A 21,303-nucleotide genomic window follows, 5' to 3' on the forward strand; every position below is an offset into this window, starting at 1 on the left:
AGGCAGGGAACCTGTGGCCCTCCGGGGCGTCATATGTCGTGACTTTTGACGTTTAGGGGGCATTGAATTCAAAAAATTAGAACGTTGAGTTCAAGCCACCCGGGAGTCGTGCCCGGCGCAGCTCCCTAAACTTTCGCCCATGTCCTCCTCTCCATCCTCTACCGGCAAGTACCACCCGGTCGCCGTGCTGATGCACTGGTTGCTGGGCCTGGTCCTGATCGGGCTGTTCGCCGTTGGCCTGTACATGGTTGACCTGCCGTTCTCGCCGCAGCGCCTCAAGCTCTACAACTGGCACAAGTGGGCCGGTGTGGTGGTGCTGACGCTATCGCTGCTGCGCCTGCTGTGGCGCCTTGCCAAGCGCCCGCCTGCCTTGCCTGACGCGGTGCTGCGCACCATGCCCGCCTGGCAGCGCACTGCGCACCATGCCACTCATGCTGGCCTGTACCTGCTGTTCTTTGCCGTGCCCCTGCTGGGCTGGGCCTACAGCTCGGCGGCGGGTTTTCCCATTGTCCTCTTCGGCGTGCTGCCCCTGCCTGATTTTGTGCCTGTGAGTCCGGAACTGGCCGAGCTCATCAAGCCCTGGCACGGCTGGGCCGCCTACGCCATGGCAGCCCTGGTGGTGTTGCACGTGGCGGGCGCCCTCAAGCACGCCATTGTCGACCGCGACGGACTGCTTTCCCGCATGTCGCTGGGCCGCGCCTGACACCCCGTTTTCTGATTTAACAAGGAATGTTTCACATGAAACCATCGCATTGGCTGGCCGGTGCCAGCCTCCTGGCCGCCGTGGCCGCGCCTGCGTGGGCGCAGCAACAACTGGTGCCCGCGCAGAGCGAAATCGTCTTCGTCAGCCGCCAGATGGGCGTGCCCGTGGAAGGGCGCTTCCGCAAGTTTGAGGCGCAAGTCGCGTTCGACCCTGCCAAGCCCGCATCCAGCAAGATTGCCTTCACCGTGGACGTGGCCAGCGCCACCCTGGGCGTGCGCGAGACCGACGCCGAGCTGCCCAAGCCCGTGTGGTTCAACACTGCACGCTTCCCGCAGGCCACCTTCCAGTCCAGCAGTGTCAAGGCGCTGGGGCAGGGCAAGTTCGAGGTGGCGGGCAAGCTCACCATCAAGGGTGCCAGCAGCGACGTGGTCGTGCCCGTCACGCTGGCCCAGCCGTCAGGTCCGTCTGGCGTCACCACCGCCACGGGCAGCTTTCCCATCAAACGCCTGACCTTCAAGATCGGCGAAAACGAGTGGTCGGACACCTCCATGGTGGCTGACGACGTGCAGGTCCGCTTCAAGATCGCCCTCAACGGCGTCGGCAAGCTCTGATTTTTCCTTTCCCCTCAACCTTCAACTCACGGAGTTTCATCCATGCGCAAGACCCTGGCCGCCATCGCCGCCGCAACCCTGTCCCTCGGTGCCGCCCACGCTGCCGACTACGCCGTCGATCCGACCCACACCTTCGTGACCTTCGAGATCGGCCACTTCGGCACGTCCACCAACCGTGGCCGCTTCGACAAGAAGGAAGGCACCATCCAGTTCGACCGCGCGGCCAAGACCGGCAAGGTGGACATCACCATCGACATCGCTTCCATCAACACCGGCACGGCGGCTTTCGACAAGCACCTGCAGAGCGCTGACCTGTTCGATGCTGCCAAGCACCCCAAGGCTCGCTTCGTGTCCGACAAGCTGGTGTTCAACGGCGACAAGGTGGCCGAGGTGCAGGGCCAGCTGACGCTGCTGGGCAAGACCCAGCCCGTGACGCTGAAGGCCAGCCAGTTCAACTGCTACGACAACCCCATGCTCAAGCGCGAAGTGTGTGGGGGCGACTTCGAAACCACCATCGACCGCACCGCTTTCGGCATGAACTACGGCGTGGACTGGGGCTTCCCGAAGAACGTGCGCCTGGTGATCCAGGCCGAAGCCGTCAAGCAGTGATGGCCATGGGTTGAACGAGGTATGCTCGCCGTCACCATGACGCTGAGCTACCTCGATTTCGACCGCAGTGAAGACACGCTGGGCACCGTCACCTTCGATGCGATGGCCAGCGTGCGGTCTGATGCCCAAGCCGCCGTGCGCGCAGAGATCGATGCGGTGTTGGCTTGGGCGCAGGCTGCCTTCCCCGGCATGCAGGGCCCGGTGGAAGAAGGCGCGGTCTGGGACTTTGACCGCAGCGAGCAGGACGACGACGGGCGCGTGCTGCTGACCCTCACACTTTCAGGCAATGCCGGTTTTGCCGAAGCCTTTGAGCGGCGCTTTGGGCTGGGGTGAATATCAAGCCCCCGGGGAGGTGTCCCGCTCCAGCCGCCTGAGGTAATGCAGGGCGTGCCCCCGCGTTGGCCCGCACATCTCGAACGACGGCTGCAGGCCAGAGCACACCGCAGGGCGTTCGGGTAACCCGAAAAGCTGGCAGCGCAGGTCGGTGTCCAGGTGCGGGCAGGGTACACCCGCTGGCTTTCCCTGGGGCAGGCCGGGCAGCGGGCTGCTGATCGACGGCTCGATGCAGCAGGCAGCGCAGCCGCTGCGGCAGCTCCAGCGGTGAATGCCTTGGTCGGGAAAGGGGGCGGACATGGCAGGCATTGTCACGCAAAACAGGCCATTCAAGTAAAATCAAGGGTTTACCGGCGCCCGTTGCGCTGGTTTCTTGTTTTGGGCCCCCGCGCGCCGGCCCCACGGATACCCCCTGCCATGTTGTACCCCCAGGAATTTGATGTGATCGTCGTTGGCGGCGGCCACGCCGGGACGGAGGCCGCCCTGGCCGCTGCCCGCATGGGTTGCCAGACCCTGCTGCTCAGCCACAACATCGAGACGTTGGGGCAGATGAGCTGCAACCCATCCATCGGTGGCATCGGCAAGGGCCACCTGGTCAAAGAGGTGGACGCGCTGGGCGGTGCCATGGGCATTGCCACGGACGAAGGCGGCATCCAGTTCCGCATCCTTAACAGTTCCAAGGGCCCAGCGGTGCGCGCCACCCGCGCCCAGGCCGACCGCATCCTGTACAAGGCCGCCATCCGCCGCCGTCTGGAGAACCAGCCCAACCTGACGCTGTTCCAGCAGGCCGTGGACGACCTGATGGTGGAAGGCGACAAGGTGGTGGGCACTGTCACCCAGGTGGGCATCCGCTTCCGGGGCCGTGCCGTGGTGCTCACGGCAGGCACCTTCCTGGATGGCAAGATCCACGTCGGGTTGAACAACTATTCCGGTGGCCGCGCGGGCGACCCGCCAGCGGTGAGTCTGTCGGCCCGGTTGAAGGAGCTGAAGCTGCCGCAGGGCCGCCTGAAGACGGGCACCCCGCCGCGCCTGGACGGCCGCACCATCGACTTTTCCAAGTGCACCGAACAGCCGGGTGACGGCATGCCCGGTTCCGATACGGCCGACCGCCCAGTGCCGGTGTTCAGCTTCATGGGCCGCGCCGACATGCATCCGCGCCAGTTGCCCTGCTGGATCACCCACACCAACGAGCGCACGCACGAAATCATCCGCTCCGGCTTTGACCGCAGCCCCATGTTCACGGGCAAGATCGAAGGGGTGGGGCCGCGCTACTGCCCCAGCGTGGAAGACAAGATCAACCGCTTTGCCGACAAGGACAGCCACCAGATCTTCCTGGAGCCCGAAGGTCTGACCACCAACGAGTTCTACCCCAACGGTATTTCCACCAGCCTGCCGTTCGACATCCAGTACGCCCTGGTGCGCAGCATTCCCGGGCTGGAGAACGCGCACATCCTGCGCCCGGGTTACGCCATCGAGTATGACTACTTCGACCCGCGCGAACTGAAGAGCAGCTTCGAGACCAAGGCCATCCACGGCCTGTTCTTTGCCGGGCAGATCAACGGCACCACCGGCTACGAAGAGGCTGCGGCGCAGGGCCTGTTCGCGGGCGTCAACGCCGCTCTGCAGGTGCGGGGTGAAGGGCCGTGGTGCCCGCAGCGCGACGAAGCCTACTTGGGCGTGTTGGTGGATGACCTGATCACCAAGGGTGTGACCGAACCCTACCGCATGTTCACCAGCAGGGCCGAGTTCCGTCTGCAACTGCGCGAAGACAATGCCGACATGCGCCTGACCGAAGCTGGCCGCCGCATGGGCCTGGTCGACGACGAGCGTTGGGATGCCTTCAACCGCAAGCGCGATGCTGTTTCACGTGAAACAGAGCGCCTGAAGTCCACCTGGGTGAATCCACGCATCCTCTCTGCCGCCGAGGCGGAGCGCGTCCTGGGCAAGGCCATTGAGCGGGAGTACAACCTGTTCGACCTGCTGCGCCGCCCCGGTGTGGCCTATGCGGATTTGATGTCCATGGAAGGCGGGCGTTTCCAGCCCGTGGTGAAAGAGGGCGCCAAGAACGCCGCAGTGTCTGTTTCACGTGAAACGCTTGGTGACCTGTACGAGCCGGTGCTGGAGCAAGTGGAGATTGCCGCCAAGTACGCGGGCTACATCGACCGCCAGCGCGACGAGGTGGAGCGCGCCGCCTATTACGAAAACCTGAAGCTGCCTGCCGACCTGGATTACATGCAGGTGGCGGCGCTGAGCATTGAAGCACGACAGAAGCTGAACAAGCATCGCCCCGAGACGCTGGGCCAGGCATCCCGCATCTCGGGCATCACGCCTGCAACCATCTCGTTGTTGCTGATTCACCTGAAGCGCGGCAAGTTCAAAGGCTTCAACGGCCCTGCCGATGCCGACGAGGCGGTGGCGGCATGACGCACCCACTGGAAGCCGGGCTGCGCGCTGGCGTGGCCAGCCTTGGGCTGGAACTGACGGAAGCCCAGCTCCAGACGCTGCTGGCCTACCAGGACTGGGTAGCCAAGTGGAACCGCGTCTATAACCTCACGGCCCTGCGTGATCCGCAGGAGATGCTGACCCACCACCTGCTGGACAGTCTGGCAGTGGTGCAGTCGTTGCGGCGGCATCTGGCGCAACACCTGGCTCAAAGGGATGCCCAGCCGCGCTTGCTGGATGTGGGTTCCGGTGCCGGTTTGCCTGGCGTGGTGCTTGCCATCACTTGCCCTGAACTGGACGTGAGCTGTGTGGACACGGTGGCCAAGAAGGCGCTGTTCATTCAACAGGTGGCTGCGGCCCTGCGCTTGCCCAACCTGCATGGGGTGCATGCCCGGGTGGAGTCCTTGACGCAACCTTTTGACGTGGTGACGTCGCGGGCGTTTGCGTCGCTGGTGGACTTTACGCAGTGGTCGGCCGGGGCGCTGGCAGAGCAGGGTGTTTGGATGGCCATGAAGGGCAAGGTGCCGCAGGACGAGATGGCTGCTTTGCCTGCCGGGGTGGAAGTGTTTCACGTGGAACCGTTGACCGTACCGGGGCTGGATGCGGAGCGGTGCATTGTGTGGATGCGGCGGCCGGCTCGGGCTGCTTGACCGCTTATTGCATGTACCTCGCTTGCTGCGGCAGGCCTGGCCCTGCGGGGGCTCATACTGTGACGGTCGGCGCCTTTGGCGCCGACTCCGCTGCGCCCACCTGCCTGGGGCCGGTGCGGCGGAACTCGCTGCGCGCTTGCAGCGCTCCGCTCAAACAGCCGCCGCAAGTCAGTTACGAAGCGCGCTAAAGCGCGCCCGGCCCCAGACAGGTGGCCACAGCCGCCACAGAAATCGCCCCCACAGGGCCAGGCCTGCCGCAGCTACCAAGAACGTTGGAACGCAACCGTTGGTGTGCCAGCAGTGCTTCTGTCAAGGCGTGTGTGCCCAGGGGCTGGCGCGCCTTGCGAGGTGCCGAGAAGCGCAGAGGCCGTGGCCAGCGCGCGTGAGCGCGCTTCGTCATCTAGCTTGCGGCGGCTGTTTGAGCGCAGTGAGCAAAGCGAACGAAGCGAGTTCCGCCGCGTGGCCACGGCATCGAGCATCGCAGGGAAGCCGGTGCTGCGCACCGGCCGCCTCGTTGAAGCGCCAGCCCCTGGGCGCACACGCCTTGAGCCGTCAACAACTCGCGGCAAACACCCCCAAGCCACGCAAGCGCATACCGCAGCGCAAACCTCACCGCCAACACCCGAACGAAAGCACGTAAACTCAGACCCTGCGCTGTCGCCCCGCCGCACGAGGGAGGGTGACGTTCCCCACGAGAGAAAGAACCCCCATCATGTTCGGTGTGGCCGACTACGGCGCCTTCGTCGCCGCCATCATCCTTTTCCTCGCCATCCCTGGCCCGGGTAACCTGGCCCTCGTCACGTCCACCAGCAAGGGCAGGGTGGCCGGTGGCCTGGCCGCCACCATGGGCGTCATCGCTGGTGATCAGGTGCTCATGTGGATGGCCGTGGCTGGCGTGGCCACCATGCTCGCCGCCTACCCCGCTGCCTTCCACGCCGTGCAATGGCTGGGCGCCGCTTACCTGGCCTGGCTGGGCTTCAAGTTGCTCACCGCCAAGCCCGGTGACGCCCCCGTGCTGCAGATCAAGCCGCGCCAATATTTTCGCCAGGCCTTCACCATCACCCTGCTCAACCCCAAGGCCATCGTCTTCTACATGGCCTTCTTCCCGCTGTTCGTGGACCCGGCCCGCCACCAGGGCCTGCTCACCTTCGGTGTGATGGCCGCCACCATCGCCGCGCTCACCTTCCTGTACGGGCTGATTGTTGTGCTGCTCACGCATCACCTGGCCGAACGCCTGCGTGCCAACCCGCGCGTTACCGGCTGGCTCAACAAGCTCGCGGGTATCTTCCTCATCGGCTTTGGCGTCAAGCTGGCCTTGTCCAAATAACCACAACCTTCTGCGCACATGGCCAAGATCTTCTGCATCGCCAACCAGAAAGGCGGCGTCGGCAAAACCACCACCACGGTCAACCTGGCGGCCGGGCTGGCCAAGGTGGGCCAGCGCGTGCTGATGATCGACCTTGACCCCCAGGGCAACGCCACCATGGGCTCGGGCATCAACAAGCGCGATCTCAAGCTCAGCGTGTACGACGTGCTGCTTGGGTCGGCCAGCGTGGCCGAGGCGGCGGTACGGTCCGAGAGCTGCGGTTACCACGTGCTGGGTGCCAACCGCGAGCTGGCCGGTGCCGAGGTGGAACTGGTGGAGTTGGAGCAGCGCGAAAAGCGCCTGAAGCAGGGCCTGGCCGACGTGGACGCCGACTACGACTTCGTCCTCATCGACTGTCCGCCCTCCCTGTCCATGCTCACCCTCAACGGCTTGTGCGCGGCCAACGGCGTGATCGTGCCCATGCAGTGCGAGTACTTTGCGCTGGAAGGGCTGGCCGATCTGGTCAACACCATCAAGCAGGTGCATGCCAACCTGAACCGCGACCTCAAGGTGATTGGCCTATTGCGCGTGATGTTTGACCCCCGCATCACCCTGCAGCAGCAGGTGAGCGACCAGTTGAAAGAGCGCTTCGGCGACAAGGTGTTCGACACCGTGATCCCGCGCAACGTGCGGCTGGCCGAGGCACCCAGTTACGGCCTGCCCGGCGTGGTGTTCGACCCGGCCGCGCGTGGCAGCAAGGCCTTCGTGGACTTTGCCAAGGAAATGGTCGAACGCATCCAGCGCTTGTGAGTCGGCCATGAAAGCACAGGTATTGACACTGCCCGGCTGGCAAAGCAGCGGGCCCGAACATTGGCAAAGCCGCTGGGAAGCCCTGCACGGCTTCCAGCGGGTGGAGCAGCACGACTGGATGACCCCCCGCCGGGGCGACTGGCTGGCGCGGCTGGAAGAGGTGGTGGTGGACAGCCCCGCGCCGGTGGTGCTGGTGGCGCACAGCCTGGGCTGCATCCTCACCGCCGCGTGGGCGAGTTTTTCGCGCCACACCCACCGCGTGCGCGGTGCCCTGCTGGTGGCGCCCGGCGACGTGGAGCACCCCGACCTGGCGCCCATGCTGCCGGGCTGGGCGCCCATCGTACGCCAACCGCTACCGTTCCCCAGCACCTTGCTGGGCAGCCGCAACGACCCCTATTGCCGCTTCGAGCGGGCCGAAGGCTTGGCCCGCGACTGGGGCAGCCATTTCATCGACATGGGTGAGCGCGGGCATATCAACGCTGAATCCGGCCTGGGCGACTGGCCCGAAGGGCTGGCGTTGATCCAGCCTTGGCTGGATATTCATACAGACTGAAGCCGCTCACCAAGGACACACAGGAAACCCCACACATGGTCACCAAAAAACCCAAAGGACTCGGTCGCGGCCTGGAAGCGCTGCTGGGCCCCCGCCTGGACGACGCCACCAGCCTGGACAGCCTGACGGCGGACGTGCCGTCCACCCTGGCGCTGACCGACCTGGTGCCCGGCACCTACCAGCCGCGCACGCGCATGGACGAGGGCGCGCTGTACGAGCTGGCCGAAAGCATCAAGGCCCAGGGCATCATGCAGCCCATTCTGGTGCGGCGCCTGGACGACGCCGAGGGCGAGCGCCGCCTGGCGGCCTTGCAAGCCCAGCAGGGGCTGCCGACCACGCCGCGTGGCGCGCGTCCGGTGTACGAGATCATTGCCGGGGAGCGGCGCTTCCGCGCGTCCCGCCTGGCGGGGCTGGAAAGCGTGCCCGTGCTGGTGCGCGACGTGCCCAACGAGTCCGCCGCCGCCATGGCGCTGATCGAAAACATCCAGCGCGAAGACCTGAACCCTCTGGAAGAAGCTCAGGGTTTGCAACGCCTGGTGCGTGAGTTTGGACTCACTCACGAACAGGCAGCACAGGCCGTGGGGCGTTCGCGCAGCGCCGCCAGCAACCTGCTGCGCCTGCTCAACCTGGCCGAGCCGGTGCAGACCATGCTGATGGCTGGCGACATCGACATGGGCCATGCGCGTGCCCTGCTGTCGCTGGACAAGGCGGCGCAGATCACCGCAGCCAACCAGATCAGCGCCAAGGCCATGTCGGTGCGCGAGGCCGAGAACCTGGTGAAGAAGCTGGGTGCGGAGTTTGCGCTCACTCCGCAAAAGCCGAAGAAGGAAAAGTCGCGCGACATCCGCCGGGTGGAGGAAGAGCTGTCCGACCTGCTGACTGCTGAGGTGGAAGTGCGCGTGAAAAAGCGCGTCAAGCGCCACGGCCGTGTCGAGGACATGGGCGAGCTGGCCATCCAGTTCGGTTCGCTGGACGAACTCAACGGCCTGATCGAACGGCTGCGCAGTCTGGCCGGCTGACCCCGTTCATCCACCGTCCATGCCCGGGTACATTCAGCGCGTGACCTGGCCGCTGCCCGCCTTGCTGGTGTGGCTGGCTGCCTGGGGCTGGTTCACGCTGATGCAGCGCCTGGGGCTGGCACCTGCGCTGGCCGGTACGTTGGCCACGGCGCTGGGTGTGCTGGGCAGCCTGTGGGGCGGCACGCCCTCGCGGCGCCTCATCATTGCCCTGGGTTTCCCACTATCGTGGGTGTTCGACGCGGGCCTGGGCGCGGTGCCCGCCTGGGTGTGGCTGCTGCCGGCCGCGTTGTTCCTGGTGCTGTACCCGCCCAGGGCGTGGCGGGACGCGCCGATCTTCCCCACCCCGGAGGACGCCTTCGACGGCCTGCGCGAGGTGGTGCCCCTGCCACCGGCGGCGCTGGTGCTGGACGCCGGCTGTGGCCTGGGCCATGGCCTGCAGGCGCTGGAGCGTGCCTTCCCTGATGCGCGCCTGGCCGGCATTGAGCGCAGCTGGCCGCTGCGGCTGGCCTGTGGTTGGCGTTGCCCCACGGCGCGCGTGCGCCAGGGCGACTTCTGGCAGGAAAACTGGGCGGCTTACGAACTGGTCTACCTGTTCCAGCGGCCCGAGACCATGCCCCGTGCCGCCGACAAGGCCGCCGCAGAGATGCGTCCCGGCACCTGGCTGGCCAGTCTGGAGTTTCCGGTGCCGCACTGGCAGCCCACCCACCGCTGGGACTGCCCCGACGGCCGCCCGCTCTGGCTCTACCAGATGCCCGCTGACGCTCAGATCTGATCCGGGGCTGCTGCTGGGGCCGGTGCCTGCGGTTCGGCCACACCCGTGACGCGTTCGATCACACTGCCAGCCGGTTCCGGCCTGCCAAAGAGGTAGCCCTGCATCAGCACCCCTGGGTGCCGGTTGAAGAAGGCAGCCTGTTCCGGCTCCTCCACGCCCTCTGCCACCACACGCAGCTGCAGGTGGCGGGCGACCGAAAGAATGGCCTCCACCAGCGCGGCATCGCTCGGGTCCTGCGGGGCGTCCTGCACGAAGCTGCGGTCGATCTTCAGTTCGTGGATCGGCAGGTCCTTCAGGTATGACAGCGACGAGTAGCCCGTGCCGAAGTCGTCGATCGAGAAGCGCACGCCGTGCTGGTTCAGCGCCTTCATGCGCTCGATCACGTCGTCAATTTCCTCCATCACCACGCCTTCGGTGATTTCCAGAATCAGGTCCTCGGGTTGGGCGCCGGTACTGGCCAGCAGGGCCAGCAGCTCGCTCACGAAGTTGCCTTGGTGGAACTGGTGGGGGCTGATGTTCACGGCAATCGGCAGGCGGCGCCCCTCGCGGTGCAGCAGGCCAAGCCACTGGCACACCTCGCGCAGCACCCACTGGCCCAGCTGGTCGATGAGGCCGCTTTCTTCTGCCACGGGAATGAAGAGGGCGGGCGCCACCAAGCCTCTTTCGGGGTGTTGCCAGCGCACCAGGGCCTCCGCGCTCACGACCTTGCCCTGGGCGTCCACCTGCGGCTGCAGGAACAGGCGCAGTTCCCCGGCCGCCATGCCGCGCCGCAGGTCCTGTTCGATGGCGAAGCGCTGGCCCACGGCCTGGCCCATGGTCGCGTCGAAGAACGCCGTCTGGCCGCCGCCTCCGTGCTTGGCGCGGTTGAGCGCCGTGTCTGCCCGGCGCAGCACTTCGCTGGGGGTGTCGCTGTAATGGTGGGGCAGCAGCGTGATGCCCACGCTCACCGTGACGTTGACATTGTTGCCGTCGGGCAGTGTGAAAGGCTGGTGCAGGGATTCGTGCAGCACCTCGGCCAGGCGCAGCGCATCGGCTGCGAAGGCGCTTTCATCGGTTTCGGTGCTCCGCATCAGCAGGGCAAATTCGTCACCGCCCAGGTGGGCCAGCATGTTCCCGGGGGGCACCAGCCCCGACAGGCGCTGAGACATGCGCTGCAGCAGCCTGTCACCCGCAGCGTGGCCCAGCGCGTCGTTGAGGGTCTTGAAACGGTCGATGTTGATGAGCAGCAGGGCGCTGAGCTTGTGGCCGCGCTTGTCTGCGCCGAGCGCGTCGGCCAGCTCGTTGAGCAGGTGGCGCCGGTTGGGCAGGCCGGTGAGCAGGTCGAACCACGACAACTGGTGTGCCATGTCTTCGGCGTGCCGCTGGGCGGTGATGTCCAGCTGCACGGCCAGGTAGTGCGTCACCTTGCCTGCGGCGTTGCGAACCGGGGCAACGGTGATGTTCTGCACGTATTCGTGCCCGTTCCGGTGCCGGTTGATCAATTCCCCGGTCCAGGTCTGCCCGGCCTGCAGGCTGTGCCACATGGTCTTGTAGACCTCCGGCGGCGTCTTGCCCGACTGCAACAGCCGCGGGTTCTGACCGATCACTTCGTCCCGGCTGTAGCCGGTGATGCGCTCGAACGCCGGGTTGACGTATTCGATGCGGTTGTCCAGGCTGGTGATGACGACACCTGCGGGGCTCTGTTCCGTGGCCTGCGACAGCTGGGTGATCTTCGCTTCAGCCTCCTTGCGGGCCGTGATGTCGCGTGTCACACCCTGAAGCTGCAGCGTCTCGCCCCGCGCGTTGGTGATGAAGGTCGAAACGACTTCCGTGAAAACTGTGTGCCCGTCCCGGTGCAGCTGCTCGATCTCGGTGGTCTGGGTGCGTGCCGATTCGTCGCCAGCCTTCAGCGCGGCCAGGCGTTCGGTGATCAGCCGGTGGGCCAGGGCGGCCGACTCGGGTGTCAGCATGTCGTCGATGCTTTGCTGCAGCGCTTCGGCAACCGTGTACCCCCTTTGTTTCTGGATCGATGGGCTGAAGTAGACGAAGCGCATGGTCGGCAGGTCCAGCAGCCACACGACGTCGGTGCCGTTTTCTGCGAGCAGGCGGTAGCGGGTTTCGCTTTCGGCAAGCCGCTCCCGTGTGCTTTCAAGCAGCTCAATGTGGCGCGACGAGCGCCGCAGCTCCAGGCGCTGCACGTACAGGTACACCCCCACACCCATGGCAAAGAATGCCAGCAGGCCGATCAGCGCAATGCGTAGGCCTGCGGTCACGGCATCGCTCATCAGCTCGTCGCGGTCCTGCTTGACGAGCACCCACCAGTCGGTCATGCCCACGCGCTGGGCCACGGCCAAGGTTCGCCGGCCAGCGTAGTCCGTCCCTTCGATCAACTGGCCGGGATTCGCGGCCCCGCGGACAGCCCTGGCGGAAGGCAAGTCGCTGTTGAGGGGGAAGCGCTGGCGCAGGACGGCGTCGGGCGCGTGGCGCATGGGGCTCAGGGCGATCAGTTCGTCACCCTCCTGCCGGAACAGAATGGACTCGGCGCTCTGGTGCGGTACGGGCCAGCTTTGCAGGGCAGGGTGGAAATGAATGGGCGGGTCTACGTGCAGTACCACCACCGCAGGGTGGTCGCCGTCCAGGGCGAAGGGGGCCAGGAAGGCCAGGCGCACGGTGCCGCTGGCGTCCAGCCAGGGGCCCACCCGCTGGGGCAGTCCGGACTCCAGCGCAGCGTTCACGCCTTCTCGCAGCTGGCTGTCCAGGGCGGTGTCGGGTTTGGCGGGGTACCACACCTCGTGGCCGTCCAGGTCGACAACCGCCGCGCGGCTGAAGTGAACGCTGGAGACGAACAGGCGCAGCCGCTGCTGCAGGTCGAACAGGTGGCTGGTGGCCCCGGTGTCGTGCCAGTGCAGCCAGTGCTCAAGCAGATCGGGGCTGTTCTGCACCAGCAGGGTGTTGCCCATGCGTTCCTGGTGCCAGTCCCACAGCTGCTGGGCCTTGGCGTCGGCCACGGCCCGCAACTGGGCGCCTGCCGTCTCGCGTTCCGCGTCGAACCGGCCCGCAATGCTCAGCCAAGCCACCCCAAATACCGTCACGCCCAGCAGCACAACGGCGGGCCAGGGCGCAATCCGCTGCTTTTCCGGATGGCTGGACGGCTCGTAGAGTTCAGAAAGGTCCTGCCCTTTCGGTAGCAGCAACAGGTAGAGCAGGATGGACGTGACCGCCACGAACAGCCAGCCCTTGACGGTGCTGACCACCATGCGCTGGCCGGGCTCCTGGATCAGCCCTTCGACGACCTTGTCAGACAGCAGAATCCACAACGCCGAGAAGCAGGCGTAGAGCAGGACGACGGACAGTGCCTGCAGCCCTCGCTCCTTGCGGAACGTCGGCTCGCGTGTGTCGGGTCGTCGCATGTAGTGCTGGCGTGGCGGCAGGGAGTCAGCCGACGAAGATCTTGCCGGGGTTCATGATGTTGTCGGGGTCCAGTGCCTGTTTGATGGTGCGCATCATGGCAATGGTGCCGTCACCCGCCTCGGTGCGCAAGAAGCCCATCTTGTGCAGGCCCACGCCGTGCTCACCGGTGCAGGTGCCTTCCAGCGCCAGGGCGCGGCTCACCAGCTTGTGGTTCAGTTCCTCGGCCACGCGGCGCTCGTCCTCGCTGTCGGGGTCGATCAGGTAGCCGAAGTGGAAGTTGCCGTCGCCCACGTGGCCCACCAGGAAGTAGGGCAGGCCGGAGGCGTCGGCCTCCACCACGGAGTCGAGCAGGCAGTCGGCCAGGCGGCTGATGGGCACGCAGGTGTCGGTGGAGATGGCGCGGCAGCCCGGCTTGCTTTGAATAGCGGCAAAGTAGGCGTTGTGGCGCGCCGTCCACAGGCGGGTGCGTTCCTCGGGCGTGGTGGCCCACTGGAAGGCCTGGCCGCCGTGTTCGCTGGCAATCTCCTGCACCAGCTCGGCCTGTTCCTGCACGCTGGCGGGCGAGCCGTGGAACTCCATCAGCAGCATGGGTTCTTCGCGCAGGCCCAGCTTGGCGTAGGCGTTGACCATGGCCACGGTCTTGCCGTCCAGCAGTTCGCAGCGGGCAATGGGAATGCCCATCTGGATGATCTGGATGGTGGTGCGCACGGCGGCCTCGATGCTCGGGAACGAGCAGATGGCTGCCGAGATGGCTTCGGGCAGCGGGTAGAGCTTGAGCGTGACCTCGGTGATCACGCCCAGCGTACCTTCGGAGCCCACGAACAGGCGGGTCAGGTCGTAGCCCGCGCTGCTCTTCTTGGCGCGGTTGCCGGTGCGTGTGACCAGGCCTTGCGCGGTCACCACCTCCAGCGCCAGCACGTTTTCGCGCATGGTGCCGTAGCGCACGGCGTTGGTGCCGCTGGCGCGGGTGGCCGCCATGCCGCCAATGGAGGCGTCGGCACCGGGGTCTATGGGGAAGAACAAGCCCTGGTCCTTCACGGCCTCGTTCACGGCCTTGCGCGTGACGCCGGGCTGCACGGTCACGGTCAGGTCTTCGGCGTTGACCGACAGCACCTGGTTCATGCGGCTCACGTCAATGCTGATACCGCCCTGCACAGCCAGCAGGTGCCCCTCCAGCGACGAACCCACGCCGAAGGGAATGACCGGCACCTTGTATTGGGCCGCCAGCGTGACGGCGTCGGCCACGTCCTGTGTGGATTCGGCGAACACCACGGCAGCCGGGGGCGGCACGGTGGTGAAGGCGGATTCGTCGCGCCCATGCTGCTCGCGCACCGCCAACGCCGTGGAGCAATTGGCGCCGAAGCGCTGGCGCAGCGCCTCGATGAAGGCATCGGGCACGTTGCGCTGGTGAACTTCGGGCAGCAGGTGAGGGGGCAAAGGCGCGTTCATGTGTGATGTACAGGGGTCTGCGTGAGAATAAGGCCCATTATCTTCAACCACAGAGGGATGCAAAGACCCCATGGGCAACAGACTTTCACAAATTGCCACCCGTACCGGAGACGCGGGCACCACCGGCCTGGGCAACAACCAGCGCGTGAGCAAGAACAGCCTGCGCGTGCACGCCATGGGCGACGTGGACGAACTCAACTCCCACATCGGCCTGCTGCTGTGCGAGGAACTGCCCGCCGACGTGCGCGAACTGCTGGTGGAGATACAGCACCAGCTCTTCAACCTGGGGGGCGAATTGAGCATTCCGGGCTTTGAGCTGCTGAAGCCCGAAGCCGTGCTGGCGCTGGACGAGGCCCTGGCCACGCACAACGAACGCCTGCCGCGCCTGCAGGAGTTCATTCTGCCCGCCGGCACCCGGGCCGCCGCCCAGGCCCACGTGTGCCGCACCGTGGCGCGCCGCGCCGAACGCGCGGTGGTGGCGCTAGGCAATGAAGAAGCCATCCACGAAGCACCACGCCAGTACCTCAACCGCCTGAGCGACCTGATGTTCGTGCTGGCGCGCGTGCTCAACCGCATGAACGGTGGCGACGACGTCTATTGGAAAAGCGAGCGCATGAAACAGCAAGGTGACGACGAGGCGGAGCTGGGCCATGCCTGAACGCCTTTGGGACGGTCAGGGCAACCCACCCTGGCCCGTGGGCCCGGGCGTGACCCTGGTGTGCGGCGGCGACGGCGTGGGCAAGACCACGCTGCTGCGCCGCCTGGCCGACTGGCACCAGCGCGCGGGCAGCGGCCTGCTGTACTGGGAAGACCCGGCCCGCGACGGTGAGGACCGCACCACGCCGCGCCAGCACTTTGCGCAGGTGGGCGAGCGTTACCCCGCCTTTGACGCGGCCCTGCTGGACGACCTGGTGCAAGGCTTTGCGCTGGAAGAACACCTGGACAAGGGCATGTACATGCTCTCCACCGGCTCGCGCCGCAAGGTGTGGCTGGCGGCGGGTTTTGCCTCGGGGGCGGAGCTGATGCTGATTGACCAGCCCTTTGCCGCGCTGGACATTCCATCGCAGCGGCTGCTGGCGGAGCTGTTGCAGGAGGCTGCCGGGCACCCCAAGCGGGCCTGGTGGGTGGCGGACTACGAGGCGCCAGCTGGGGTGGCCTTGGCGCGGGTGATTGATTTGGGGGATACGCCTGGGTGGTGAGGGGTGCGCTGGTCAATGGCTAAAAACGATTGTTTTTGCGGGCGCTCATTCGACATTGCGAAGCAAACTGAGTACTGCTTTGTCAGCGCTCGGCCTCGGGGGAAAATCTGCAAACCAATCTTGAACGATAAAGCTACTTGAAGTGTCGAACTCGACTAGTAATCCGTTCGAGCAGCTTGGTGTCCCTTGCCTCTTCTTCGCGGGCGCGACGCAGACGGAGATGTGAGGTGAAGCAGACGATTGAAGCAGACTCCTGAGCACTAGGGGCCGCGAGGGTTTGCTCACTCGGCTTACGCTCACCTTCAAAGTTCAACTCCAACTGCTCATCGGACGCGCGGGTCATAGAAGGCTCCGGGCCTGTTTCAGGCAGTAAAGAATCAACAACAAACGAGCTTTCGCTCCCACAGAGTTCTATTTTAGAGTGCTAATGGCGATGCCTTCAAGCGACGAAACGGCTTCCATGGTGATGGCAGTGACTGGACGCGCAGCCTTCTTGCGCATTATTCCTGTAGTCCTGTCCTTGCGGTCATTGCCCTCAAAAAACTTCAGGAAGCGCGACGGCGCAACGCCATCGAACGGCACAATGCGAACCTTCAAGGTGTTCGTCTCTTGTTCGGTTATCGCATCTTCATGGAGCTTGGTCGCCAAGCTCTTGCGGTAGGGCTCCAAGAAGTAGACTTCACGCACACCTGCCGCAACGATGTGTCGCGCACATGAATGACATGGGTAGGTGGTGACAAATAGCTTGCCACCGCGTACCTTAGAGCCATGCTGTGCCCCTGCATTTAAGAGGGCATGCATTTCAGCATGGACAGCGCGCGAGAACTCAATCAGGCTGCGAAGCTGAGAGTCATGTCGAATGAGCATTACTGCTTCATCGGCTTTGTCTTCGTCCACAATGCCTTTGGAGATCATCTTGTCGATGACGGTCCGTGCGATCAAGTCTTTCTCTTCATCATTGAAGCACTTCCCACCGTCCTTGTTGTAGCAACGATGATCATCATCGGCCGACGCACGCAAGTCTTGAATCTCGTAGAGACCACCAAATGCTCGAGGGACATCATTCCATCCCGTGGCGATCAGTTCCCCGCTCGAGCTTGTTAACGCAGCTCCTACTTGACGGGACAGGCAGGCAGAGTTCATGGCAGCAGACGATGCCGCGTACATGGCACGTTCCGCAACCGTCGGCGTGATGATTCTGGTGCCAAGCATCAAGTCCAAAAACCGACGAACGCGTGATGTCAACTGGGAATCTGTCCCCGCGTCAACCCTCAGGAAAAAGTCGGAATGTGGAAAAGTATCTTGGACTTGCTGTCCGTGATCCTGCTCTTCGCCGGAATCACGGTTGATCAGCGTGTGAATCTGCTCCGGCTTAGAAATCTTTTTCTGAAGTCGTGCGACTCGTAGTTCGATGGGTGCATAGACACCAACGACATGCAGCATATCACCATACACAAAGCGAAGCAGTTCGAGCTCCTCTTCGTTTTTGATCGAGTCGATGATGTGACAGGTCCATGCGATCGGAGTAGGTATGACTACGTCGCTCGGGTCATCAGGAAAAAGCTTCGGCTGGTGATTGACATCCGCGTGTCCATCACTCTTCCTCTGACGCGTGAGGGAAATGCGGCGTATGGCGCGCTGTACTAGGATGGCACGCCCATGCTCTTCACGGAGATTATTCCCGGCTTTGATAAGTGTGGCGATGTCTGCATCGCGGGGCAGATTAGCCATCTCCCGAATTTCATCGCTGAGCGTGATGATGTCAACATGCTCGTAGCCGTAGTCCTGTCCGCGAAGCAAATCGTGAAATATTTTGGCTACATCGTGTAGCGGTGTACCTAGCGGGCCGCACAAGGCCACCACGATCTCGGGCGTATGGGTGCCTTTGATGCGATCTTTTGCTGTCTTGTCGTCTTGATCATTGGCCGCGCCTACTCCAGGCACCGCCTTCAGTGCGGGAACTGCACTCATACTGCCACACTCTCTTCCCTTTTGGCCCTATTTGACTTTCATGCTACACGAAGTGGTCGCTCGAACATAGGCCCAAAAGCTTGGACAAGTCTCGCCGTTGGGTTGTATTCGGCGTGGCATGAGAAAGGCACTTTCGTTTGGTGCATTCATGCCATTCCTTTCGAGTTGGCGACTACAGATGCTCTAGCGGACGTGACGCTCTGCCGATCGCCAGAAAAGGCTCATTATGTCCCTGAAGGCGTACACCTCTTTGTTTCTAGATTGACAAATACAGATTACAATCCAATAGAAATTTGTTCTATGTATTGACCATTTCATACATGCCCAAACCCAGCGAATCGCACGAGTTCCTTCCCCCTGCCGTCGAAAAGCAGCTGCGCGACCTCGGCCAGAACCTTGAGATCGCACGCAAGCGCCGGGGGGAGTCGCGTGCGGCCTGGTCCCTGCGCCTGGGTGTGACGCCGCCCACGCTGCTGCGCATGGAGCGGGGCGACCCCAAGGTGTCGATGGGGGCGTATGCAACGGCCCTTTGGCTCATCGGGCGGGCTGACGAGATCAGCCAACTGGCGGCACCGCACTTGGACTACGCGGCGGCCGATGCCGAGGCAAGAAAGGCCTTGGCGCCCAAGCGGTCGAGCAGCCGAGGCAGGCCATGAGCGCAAAAAACTATATCCCCCAGGACCGCATGCATGTGTTCTGGCTGCAAAACCCGGCAGCGCCACGCCTGGTTGGCTCGCTCGACCTGAACCCCCGGCTCAAGGGCGCGAATTTTCAGTACAGCAGCAGTTGGCTCGAACACGGCTTCTCGCTGAGCCCGGACTTGCCTCTGCGGCCGGGTGAGTTCTTGCCCGAGCCAGAGCACCTGCCGGGTGCCGTTGACGATGCGCGCCCTGACCGCTGGGGTGAGCGGGTCATTCGGCAGATCGACGCGCCCAAGCGGCTGTCGATTCTGGAATACCTGTTCTTTGCTGGTGATGACCGGTTTGGCGCGCTGGGTGTGTCGCTGCAAGAGGACCGGTATGTGCCATGCGACCGCGACCCGGCGCCACACCTGGGTGAAGTGGCGGCGATCTACGAACTGGTGCAGGCTATAGAGGCAGGCCAGCAGATTGACGAAAACCGGGCGCGACTGATTCGCCCCGGCGCCACGCTGGGCGGCGCCAAGCCCAAGGCGCTGGTCAACATCGACGGGCAAGTCTGCATCGTCAAGTTCCCCGAGCGCGACGAGGCGATGGACGTGGGGCTGGTGGAGCACGCCACGATGACCCTGGCGCACAGGGCTGGCCTGGTCCCCGCCAAGACCTGGCCCATAGACCTTGGCGGATCACGCGGGCATGCGGTGGCGGTGCAGCGGTTCGACCGCGTTCATGGGGGCGCACTGCAGCAAAACAGGCGTTTGCATGCCATGTCGTTGAGGACGGCCATTCGTGCGATGGGAGGCGAATTCAGCTACGCGGAATTTGCGCTCTACCTGCGCCGCTACGCCCCGGCGCATGAAGCGCAGCACATGGCGGCCACGCTCTACAGGCGCATGGTGTTCAACATCCTCATGGACAACACCGATGACCACGAGAAGAACCACGCGCTGGTTTTTGACGCTGGGCACCAGCCCCATCTGGCGCCAGCTTTCGACCTGCTGCCTTCGTGCCAGAACCTGGGTTACCAGCAGATAGGCGTGGGCGCGCGTGGCAGCGAGTCCACGCTGGAAAACGCCATGAGCGAATACAAGGCCTTCCGCCTGACGCCAGCGCAGGCGCGGCAGCACATTTGCGAAGTTGCCGGTGTGGTGGCTGGCTGGCGCAGTCACTTTGAGTCGGTGGGTGTGACCACAAAAGACATTGAACTGCTCAGCGCAAGCATCGACAGGCCCTTTCTGCGGGAACAGCGCACAGAGGCCGCCAGGAAAGCTGTGTAGGCATTTCGCTGACAAGCCCCTTCCACCGCGCCGACACGCCGAACAGCCGCTTTCCGACTCCAGAAAAACAGGCGGGATTTCACAATCCTTTTCAACGCATCGACTTTTCTGGAGTGTGAGCATGACCACCGCAACCGCCGCCGACACCGCACGTACCGCCCCCTCGGTCCAGGCCGAGCAGCTGCTCGCCGAGATCCGTGAAGCCAACCTCACCTACCTGATGCTGGCGCAGCAGCTGATCCGCCAGGACAAGGCCGAGGCTGTGTTCCGCCTGGGCATCAGCGAATCGTCTGCCGAGCTGATCGCGGCGCTGTCCCCCGCGCAGGTGCTCAAGCTCAGCTCCACCAACACGCTGCTGTGCAGCTTCCGCGCCGACGACGAGATGGTGTGGGGCCTGCTGACCAGCAGCCACGCCCCCAACCGCGTGGGCAATGACGTGACCCAGCGCCTGCACGCGGGCATTCTGATGGCGGGCCGCCTGGCGGCCGCCTGAGCCCCCTGCACCGCTTCGGGGCGTTGCCGCTACCATAGCGGCCATGTCCCGTCCCGCCGTGCCACCGTCGGTCCAGCAGCGCCTGGACGACTTCCGCCAGCTCAGCCGCATGCAGGCGGGTTCGCTCATCCTCTCGGTCTTTGGTGACGCCGTGCTGCCGCGTGGCGGTTGCCTGTGGCTGGGCAGCCTCATCGGGCTGCTGGAACCCCTGGGCCTGAACGAGCGGCTCATCCGCACCACGGTGTTCCGGCTGGTCAAGGACGAATGGCTGACCACCAGGGCGCACGGCCGCCGCACCGACTACATGCTCACGCCCGGCGGCCGCCGCCGGTTCGAGGAAGCGTCCCGGCAGATCTACGCCGCCCAGGCGCCTGCCTGGGACCGGCGCTGGCGCCTGGTTCTGGTGGTGGGTGAGCTGGAAGCCAGGCAGCGCGAACGCCTGCGCCGCGCCCTGTTCTGGCAAGGGTTTGGCGACCTGGGCTCTGGCGGGTTCGTTCACCCCAGCGCCGACCTGGAAACCGTGTTCGATGCCCTGGTCACCGACGGCATGGGCGACCTGCTGCCGGGGCTGATGCCCCTGGTGGCCATACAGCCCCAATTGCATCGCAGCGCGTGCGACGGCGACATGGTCCGCCGCGCGTGGAACCTGCAAGGGCTGGCCGGGGACTACAGCGCTTTCGTCGAGCGCTACCAGCCCATTCTGGACGACCTGCGCCGCACGGATGGCGGCGCGCTTGGCGGTGCCGAGGCCTTCCAGGCCCGCACGCTGTTGATCCACGACTTCCGCAGGCTCTTGCTGCGGGACCCGGAGCTGCCTGCGGTGCTGTTGCCCGCCGATTGGCCCGGGCAGCAGGCACGTACCCTCTGCAAGGCCCTCTACGGCCTGCTACTGGCACCCTCCGAACGCCACCTTGACCAGCACCTGCAGCTGGCCTGCGGCGACGTGCCCCCCGCTGGCCGTGTTCTGAACAACCGCTTCCAGGTGCCCGACAGCGCTGCCTTGCCAGCCTGAGCGCCACCCCTTTTTCCCCGCCGTTCCCTCCGCCAGCCCCGCCATTGACAGCCGTGGCTGGGGTGC

At 64.8% G+C, this 21,303-nt stretch carries 21 protein-coding genes; 17 read left to right on the top strand and 4 right to left on the bottom strand.

Translation table 11 applies throughout. From position 1 onward, the window contains the following. Positions 1 to 139: 139 nt before the first annotated feature. From ACYVHH_RS16330 to ACYVHH_RS16345, 4 genes are read left to right on the top strand one after another with little or no spacing between them, the layout of a single operon-like run. The gene (locus ACYVHH_RS16330; protein ID WP_460566233.1) at positions 140 to 703 is read left to right on the top strand and encodes a cytochrome b; all 564 of its coding nucleotides are present in this window, start codon (positions 140 to 142) and stop codon (positions 701 to 703) included. A 35-nt stretch (positions 704 to 738) separates the two neighbouring features. Beyond that, positions 739 to 1,314 (top strand): YceI family protein, encoded by a 576-nt coding sequence (locus tag ACYVHH_RS16335; RefSeq protein ID WP_460566234.1) that lies wholly within the window; start codon positions 739 to 741, stop codon positions 1,312 to 1,314. 42 nt (positions 1,315 to 1,356) lie between these two features. After that, complete coding sequence (locus tag ACYVHH_RS16340) at positions 1,357 to 1,923, top strand: YceI family protein (protein ID WP_460566235.1); 567 nt, start codon at positions 1,357 to 1,359, stop codon at positions 1,921 to 1,923. A gap of 21 nt (positions 1,924 to 1,944) precedes the next feature. Then, positions 1,945 to 2,256 (top strand): hypothetical protein, encoded by a 312-nt coding sequence (locus tag ACYVHH_RS16345; protein ID WP_460566236.1) that lies wholly within the window; start codon positions 1,945 to 1,947, stop codon positions 2,254 to 2,256. A 3-nt stretch (positions 2,257 to 2,259) separates the two neighbouring features. On the opposite strand, the gene ACYVHH_RS16350 is transcribed toward ACYVHH_RS16345, so the two are convergent. After that, entirely contained in the window at positions 2,260 to 2,565 is a 306-nt protein-coding gene (locus tag ACYVHH_RS16350; RefSeq protein ID WP_460566237.1) for a YkgJ family cysteine cluster protein, read from the bottom strand. Positions 2,566 to 2,673: 108 nt separating this feature from the next. Here ACYVHH_RS16350 and mnmG point away from each other — a divergent pair, with 108 nt between their 5' ends. The 7 genes from mnmG to ACYVHH_RS16385 all read left to right on the top strand — a co-directional run bounded on the left by mnmG (position 2,674) and on the right by ACYVHH_RS16385 (position 9,808). Then, positions 2,674 to 4,680 (top strand): tRNA uridine-5-carboxymethylaminomethyl(34) synthesis enzyme MnmG, encoded by a 2,007-nt coding sequence (mnmG, locus tag ACYVHH_RS16355; protein ID WP_460566238.1) that lies wholly within the window; start codon positions 2,674 to 2,676, stop codon positions 4,678 to 4,680. Next, entirely contained in the window at positions 4,677 to 5,348 is a 672-nt protein-coding gene (gene rsmG / locus ACYVHH_RS16360) for a 16S rRNA (guanine(527)-N(7))-methyltransferase RsmG (RefSeq protein ID WP_460566239.1), read from the top strand. The genes mnmG and rsmG overlap by 4 nt, the downstream gene beginning before the upstream one ends. A gap of 712 nt (positions 5,349 to 6,060) precedes the next feature. Then, the gene (locus ACYVHH_RS16365; protein ID WP_460566240.1) at positions 6,061 to 6,675 is read left to right on the top strand and encodes a LysE family transporter; all 615 of its coding nucleotides are present in this window, start codon (positions 6,061 to 6,063) and stop codon (positions 6,673 to 6,675) included. Positions 6,676 to 6,693: 18 nt separating this feature from the next. Next, positions 6,694 to 7,464, top strand: a complete 771-nt coding sequence (locus ACYVHH_RS16370; RefSeq protein WP_460566241.1) for a ParA family protein — start codon at positions 6,694 to 6,696, stop codon at positions 7,462 to 7,464. Positions 7,465 to 7,471: 7 nt separating this feature from the next. Then, on the top strand, positions 7,472 to 8,017 hold the full coding sequence (locus tag ACYVHH_RS16375) for an RBBP9/YdeN family alpha/beta hydrolase (protein ID WP_460566242.1): 546 nt from the start codon (positions 7,472 to 7,474) through the stop codon (positions 8,015 to 8,017). A 35-nt stretch (positions 8,018 to 8,052) separates the two neighbouring features. Continuing rightward, on the top strand, positions 8,053 to 9,036 hold the full coding sequence (locus tag ACYVHH_RS16380) for a ParB/RepB/Spo0J family partition protein (protein WP_460566243.1): 984 nt from the start codon (positions 8,053 to 8,055) through the stop codon (positions 9,034 to 9,036). A 19-nt stretch (positions 9,037 to 9,055) separates the two neighbouring features. After that, a complete protein-coding gene (locus ACYVHH_RS16385; protein ID WP_460566244.1) occupies positions 9,056 to 9,808 on the top strand; it encodes a class I SAM-dependent methyltransferase in 753 nt (250 codons plus the stop codon). Here the strand turns inward: ACYVHH_RS16385 and ACYVHH_RS16390 are convergent. Next, positions 9,799 to 13,197, bottom strand: coding sequence for a putative bifunctional diguanylate cyclase/phosphodiesterase (locus ACYVHH_RS16390; RefSeq protein ID WP_460566245.1), 3,399 nt, complete (start codon positions 13,195 to 13,197; stop codon positions 9,799 to 9,801). The genes ACYVHH_RS16385 and ACYVHH_RS16390 overlap by 10 nt on opposite strands. A gap of 25 nt (positions 13,198 to 13,222) precedes the next feature. Further along, a complete protein-coding gene (locus ACYVHH_RS16395) occupies positions 13,223 to 14,647 on the bottom strand; it encodes an FAD-binding oxidoreductase (protein ID WP_460566246.1) in 1,425 nt (474 codons plus the stop codon). 70 nt (positions 14,648 to 14,717) lie between these two features. On the opposite strand from ACYVHH_RS16395, the gene ACYVHH_RS16400 reads away from it, so the two are divergent. After that, the gene (locus tag ACYVHH_RS16400) at positions 14,718 to 15,305 is read left to right on the top strand and encodes a cob(I)yrinic acid a,c-diamide adenosyltransferase (RefSeq protein WP_460566247.1); all 588 of its coding nucleotides are present in this window, start codon (positions 14,718 to 14,720) and stop codon (positions 15,303 to 15,305) included. Further along, positions 15,298 to 15,846 carry an ABC transporter ATP-binding protein gene (locus ACYVHH_RS16405; protein WP_460566248.1) on the top strand — a complete coding sequence of 183 codons (549 nt, stop codon included), beginning with the start codon at positions 15,298 to 15,300 and terminating at the stop codon, positions 15,844 to 15,846. Before ACYVHH_RS16400 ends, ACYVHH_RS16405 begins: the two co-directional genes overlap by 8 nt. A gap of 411 nt (positions 15,847 to 16,257) precedes the next feature. On the opposite strand, the gene ACYVHH_RS16410 is transcribed toward ACYVHH_RS16405, so the two are convergent. Then, positions 16,258 to 17,817, bottom strand: a complete 1,560-nt coding sequence (locus ACYVHH_RS16410; RefSeq protein WP_460566249.1) for an anti-phage dCTP deaminase — start codon at positions 17,815 to 17,817, stop codon at positions 16,258 to 16,260. Between the two features lie 320 nt (positions 17,818 to 18,137). Between ACYVHH_RS16410 and ACYVHH_RS16415 the strand changes: the two genes are divergently transcribed. From ACYVHH_RS16415 to paaX, 4 genes are all read left to right on the top strand, one after another. Next, positions 18,138 to 18,473 carry a helix-turn-helix domain-containing protein gene (locus tag ACYVHH_RS16415; protein ID WP_460566250.1) on the top strand — a complete coding sequence of 112 codons (336 nt, stop codon included), beginning with the start codon at positions 18,138 to 18,140 and terminating at the stop codon, positions 18,471 to 18,473. Next, entirely contained in the window at positions 18,470 to 19,732 is a 1,263-nt protein-coding gene (locus ACYVHH_RS16420; RefSeq protein ID WP_460566251.1) for a type II toxin-antitoxin system HipA family toxin, read from the top strand. Before ACYVHH_RS16415 ends, ACYVHH_RS16420 begins: the two co-directional genes overlap by 4 nt. Before the next feature lie 121 nt (positions 19,733 to 19,853). Then, on the top strand, positions 19,854 to 20,225 hold the full coding sequence (gene flhD / locus ACYVHH_RS16425; protein ID WP_460566252.1) for a flagellar transcriptional regulator FlhD: 372 nt from the start codon (positions 19,854 to 19,856) through the stop codon (positions 20,223 to 20,225). A gap of 43 nt (positions 20,226 to 20,268) precedes the next feature. Beyond that, a complete protein-coding gene (paaX, locus tag ACYVHH_RS16430) occupies positions 20,269 to 21,237 on the top strand; it encodes a phenylacetic acid degradation operon negative regulatory protein PaaX (RefSeq protein ID WP_460566253.1) in 969 nt (322 codons plus the stop codon). Positions 21,238 to 21,303 lie beyond the last annotated feature (66 nt).

The sequence above is a fragment of the Hydrogenophaga aquatica genome (assembly GCF_054780915.1).

Excerpts from the sequence above, each read along its gene's own strand:
- ACYVHH_RS16330 (WP_460566233.1), top strand. The coding sequence starts at position 140 with ATGTCCTCCTCTCCATCCTCTACCGGCAAGTACCACCCGGTCGCCGTG.
- ACYVHH_RS16335 (WP_460566234.1), top strand. The coding sequence starts at position 739 with ATGAAACCATCGCATTGGCTGGCCGGTGCCAGCCTCCTGGCCGCCGTG.
- ACYVHH_RS16340 (WP_460566235.1), top strand. The coding sequence starts at position 1,357 with ATGCGCAAGACCCTGGCCGCCATCGCCGCCGCAACCCTGTCCCTCGGT.
- ACYVHH_RS16345 (WP_460566236.1), top strand. The coding sequence starts at position 1,945 with ATGCTCGCCGTCACCATGACGCTGAGCTACCTCGATTTCGACCGCAGT.
- ACYVHH_RS16350 (WP_460566237.1), bottom strand. The coding sequence starts at position 2,565 with ATGCCTGCCATGTCCGCCCCCTTTCCCGACCAAGGCATTCACCGCTGG.
- mnmG (WP_460566238.1), top strand. The coding sequence starts at position 2,674 with ATGTTGTACCCCCAGGAATTTGATGTGATCGTCGTTGGCGGCGGCCAC.
- rsmG (WP_460566239.1), top strand. The coding sequence starts at position 4,677 with ATGACGCACCCACTGGAAGCCGGGCTGCGCGCTGGCGTGGCCAGCCTT.
- ACYVHH_RS16365 (WP_460566240.1), top strand. The coding sequence starts at position 6,061 with ATGTTCGGTGTGGCCGACTACGGCGCCTTCGTCGCCGCCATCATCCTT.
- ACYVHH_RS16370 (WP_460566241.1), top strand. The coding sequence starts at position 6,694 with ATGGCCAAGATCTTCTGCATCGCCAACCAGAAAGGCGGCGTCGGCAAA.
- ACYVHH_RS16375 (WP_460566242.1), top strand. The coding sequence starts at position 7,472 with ATGAAAGCACAGGTATTGACACTGCCCGGCTGGCAAAGCAGCGGGCCC.
- ACYVHH_RS16380 (WP_460566243.1), top strand. The coding sequence starts at position 8,053 with ATGGTCACCAAAAAACCCAAAGGACTCGGTCGCGGCCTGGAAGCGCTG.
- ACYVHH_RS16385 (WP_460566244.1), top strand. The coding sequence starts at position 9,056 with ATGCCCGGGTACATTCAGCGCGTGACCTGGCCGCTGCCCGCCTTGCTG.
- ACYVHH_RS16390 (WP_460566245.1), bottom strand. The coding sequence starts at position 13,197 with ATGCGACGACCCGACACACGCGAGCCGACGTTCCGCAAGGAGCGAGGG.
- ACYVHH_RS16395 (WP_460566246.1), bottom strand. The coding sequence starts at position 14,647 with ATGAACGCGCCTTTGCCCCCTCACCTGCTGCCCGAAGTTCACCAGCGC.
- ACYVHH_RS16400 (WP_460566247.1), top strand. The coding sequence starts at position 14,718 with ATGGGCAACAGACTTTCACAAATTGCCACCCGTACCGGAGACGCGGGC.
- ACYVHH_RS16405 (WP_460566248.1), top strand. The coding sequence starts at position 15,298 with ATGCCTGAACGCCTTTGGGACGGTCAGGGCAACCCACCCTGGCCCGTG.
- ACYVHH_RS16410 (WP_460566249.1), bottom strand. The coding sequence starts at position 17,817 with ATGAGTGCAGTTCCCGCACTGAAGGCGGTGCCTGGAGTAGGCGCGGCC.
- ACYVHH_RS16415 (WP_460566250.1), top strand. The coding sequence starts at position 18,138 with ATGCCCAAACCCAGCGAATCGCACGAGTTCCTTCCCCCTGCCGTCGAA.
- ACYVHH_RS16420 (WP_460566251.1), top strand. The coding sequence starts at position 18,470 with ATGAGCGCAAAAAACTATATCCCCCAGGACCGCATGCATGTGTTCTGG.
- flhD (WP_460566252.1), top strand. The coding sequence starts at position 19,854 with ATGACCACCGCAACCGCCGCCGACACCGCACGTACCGCCCCCTCGGTC.
- paaX (WP_460566253.1), top strand. The coding sequence starts at position 20,269 with ATGTCCCGTCCCGCCGTGCCACCGTCGGTCCAGCAGCGCCTGGACGAC.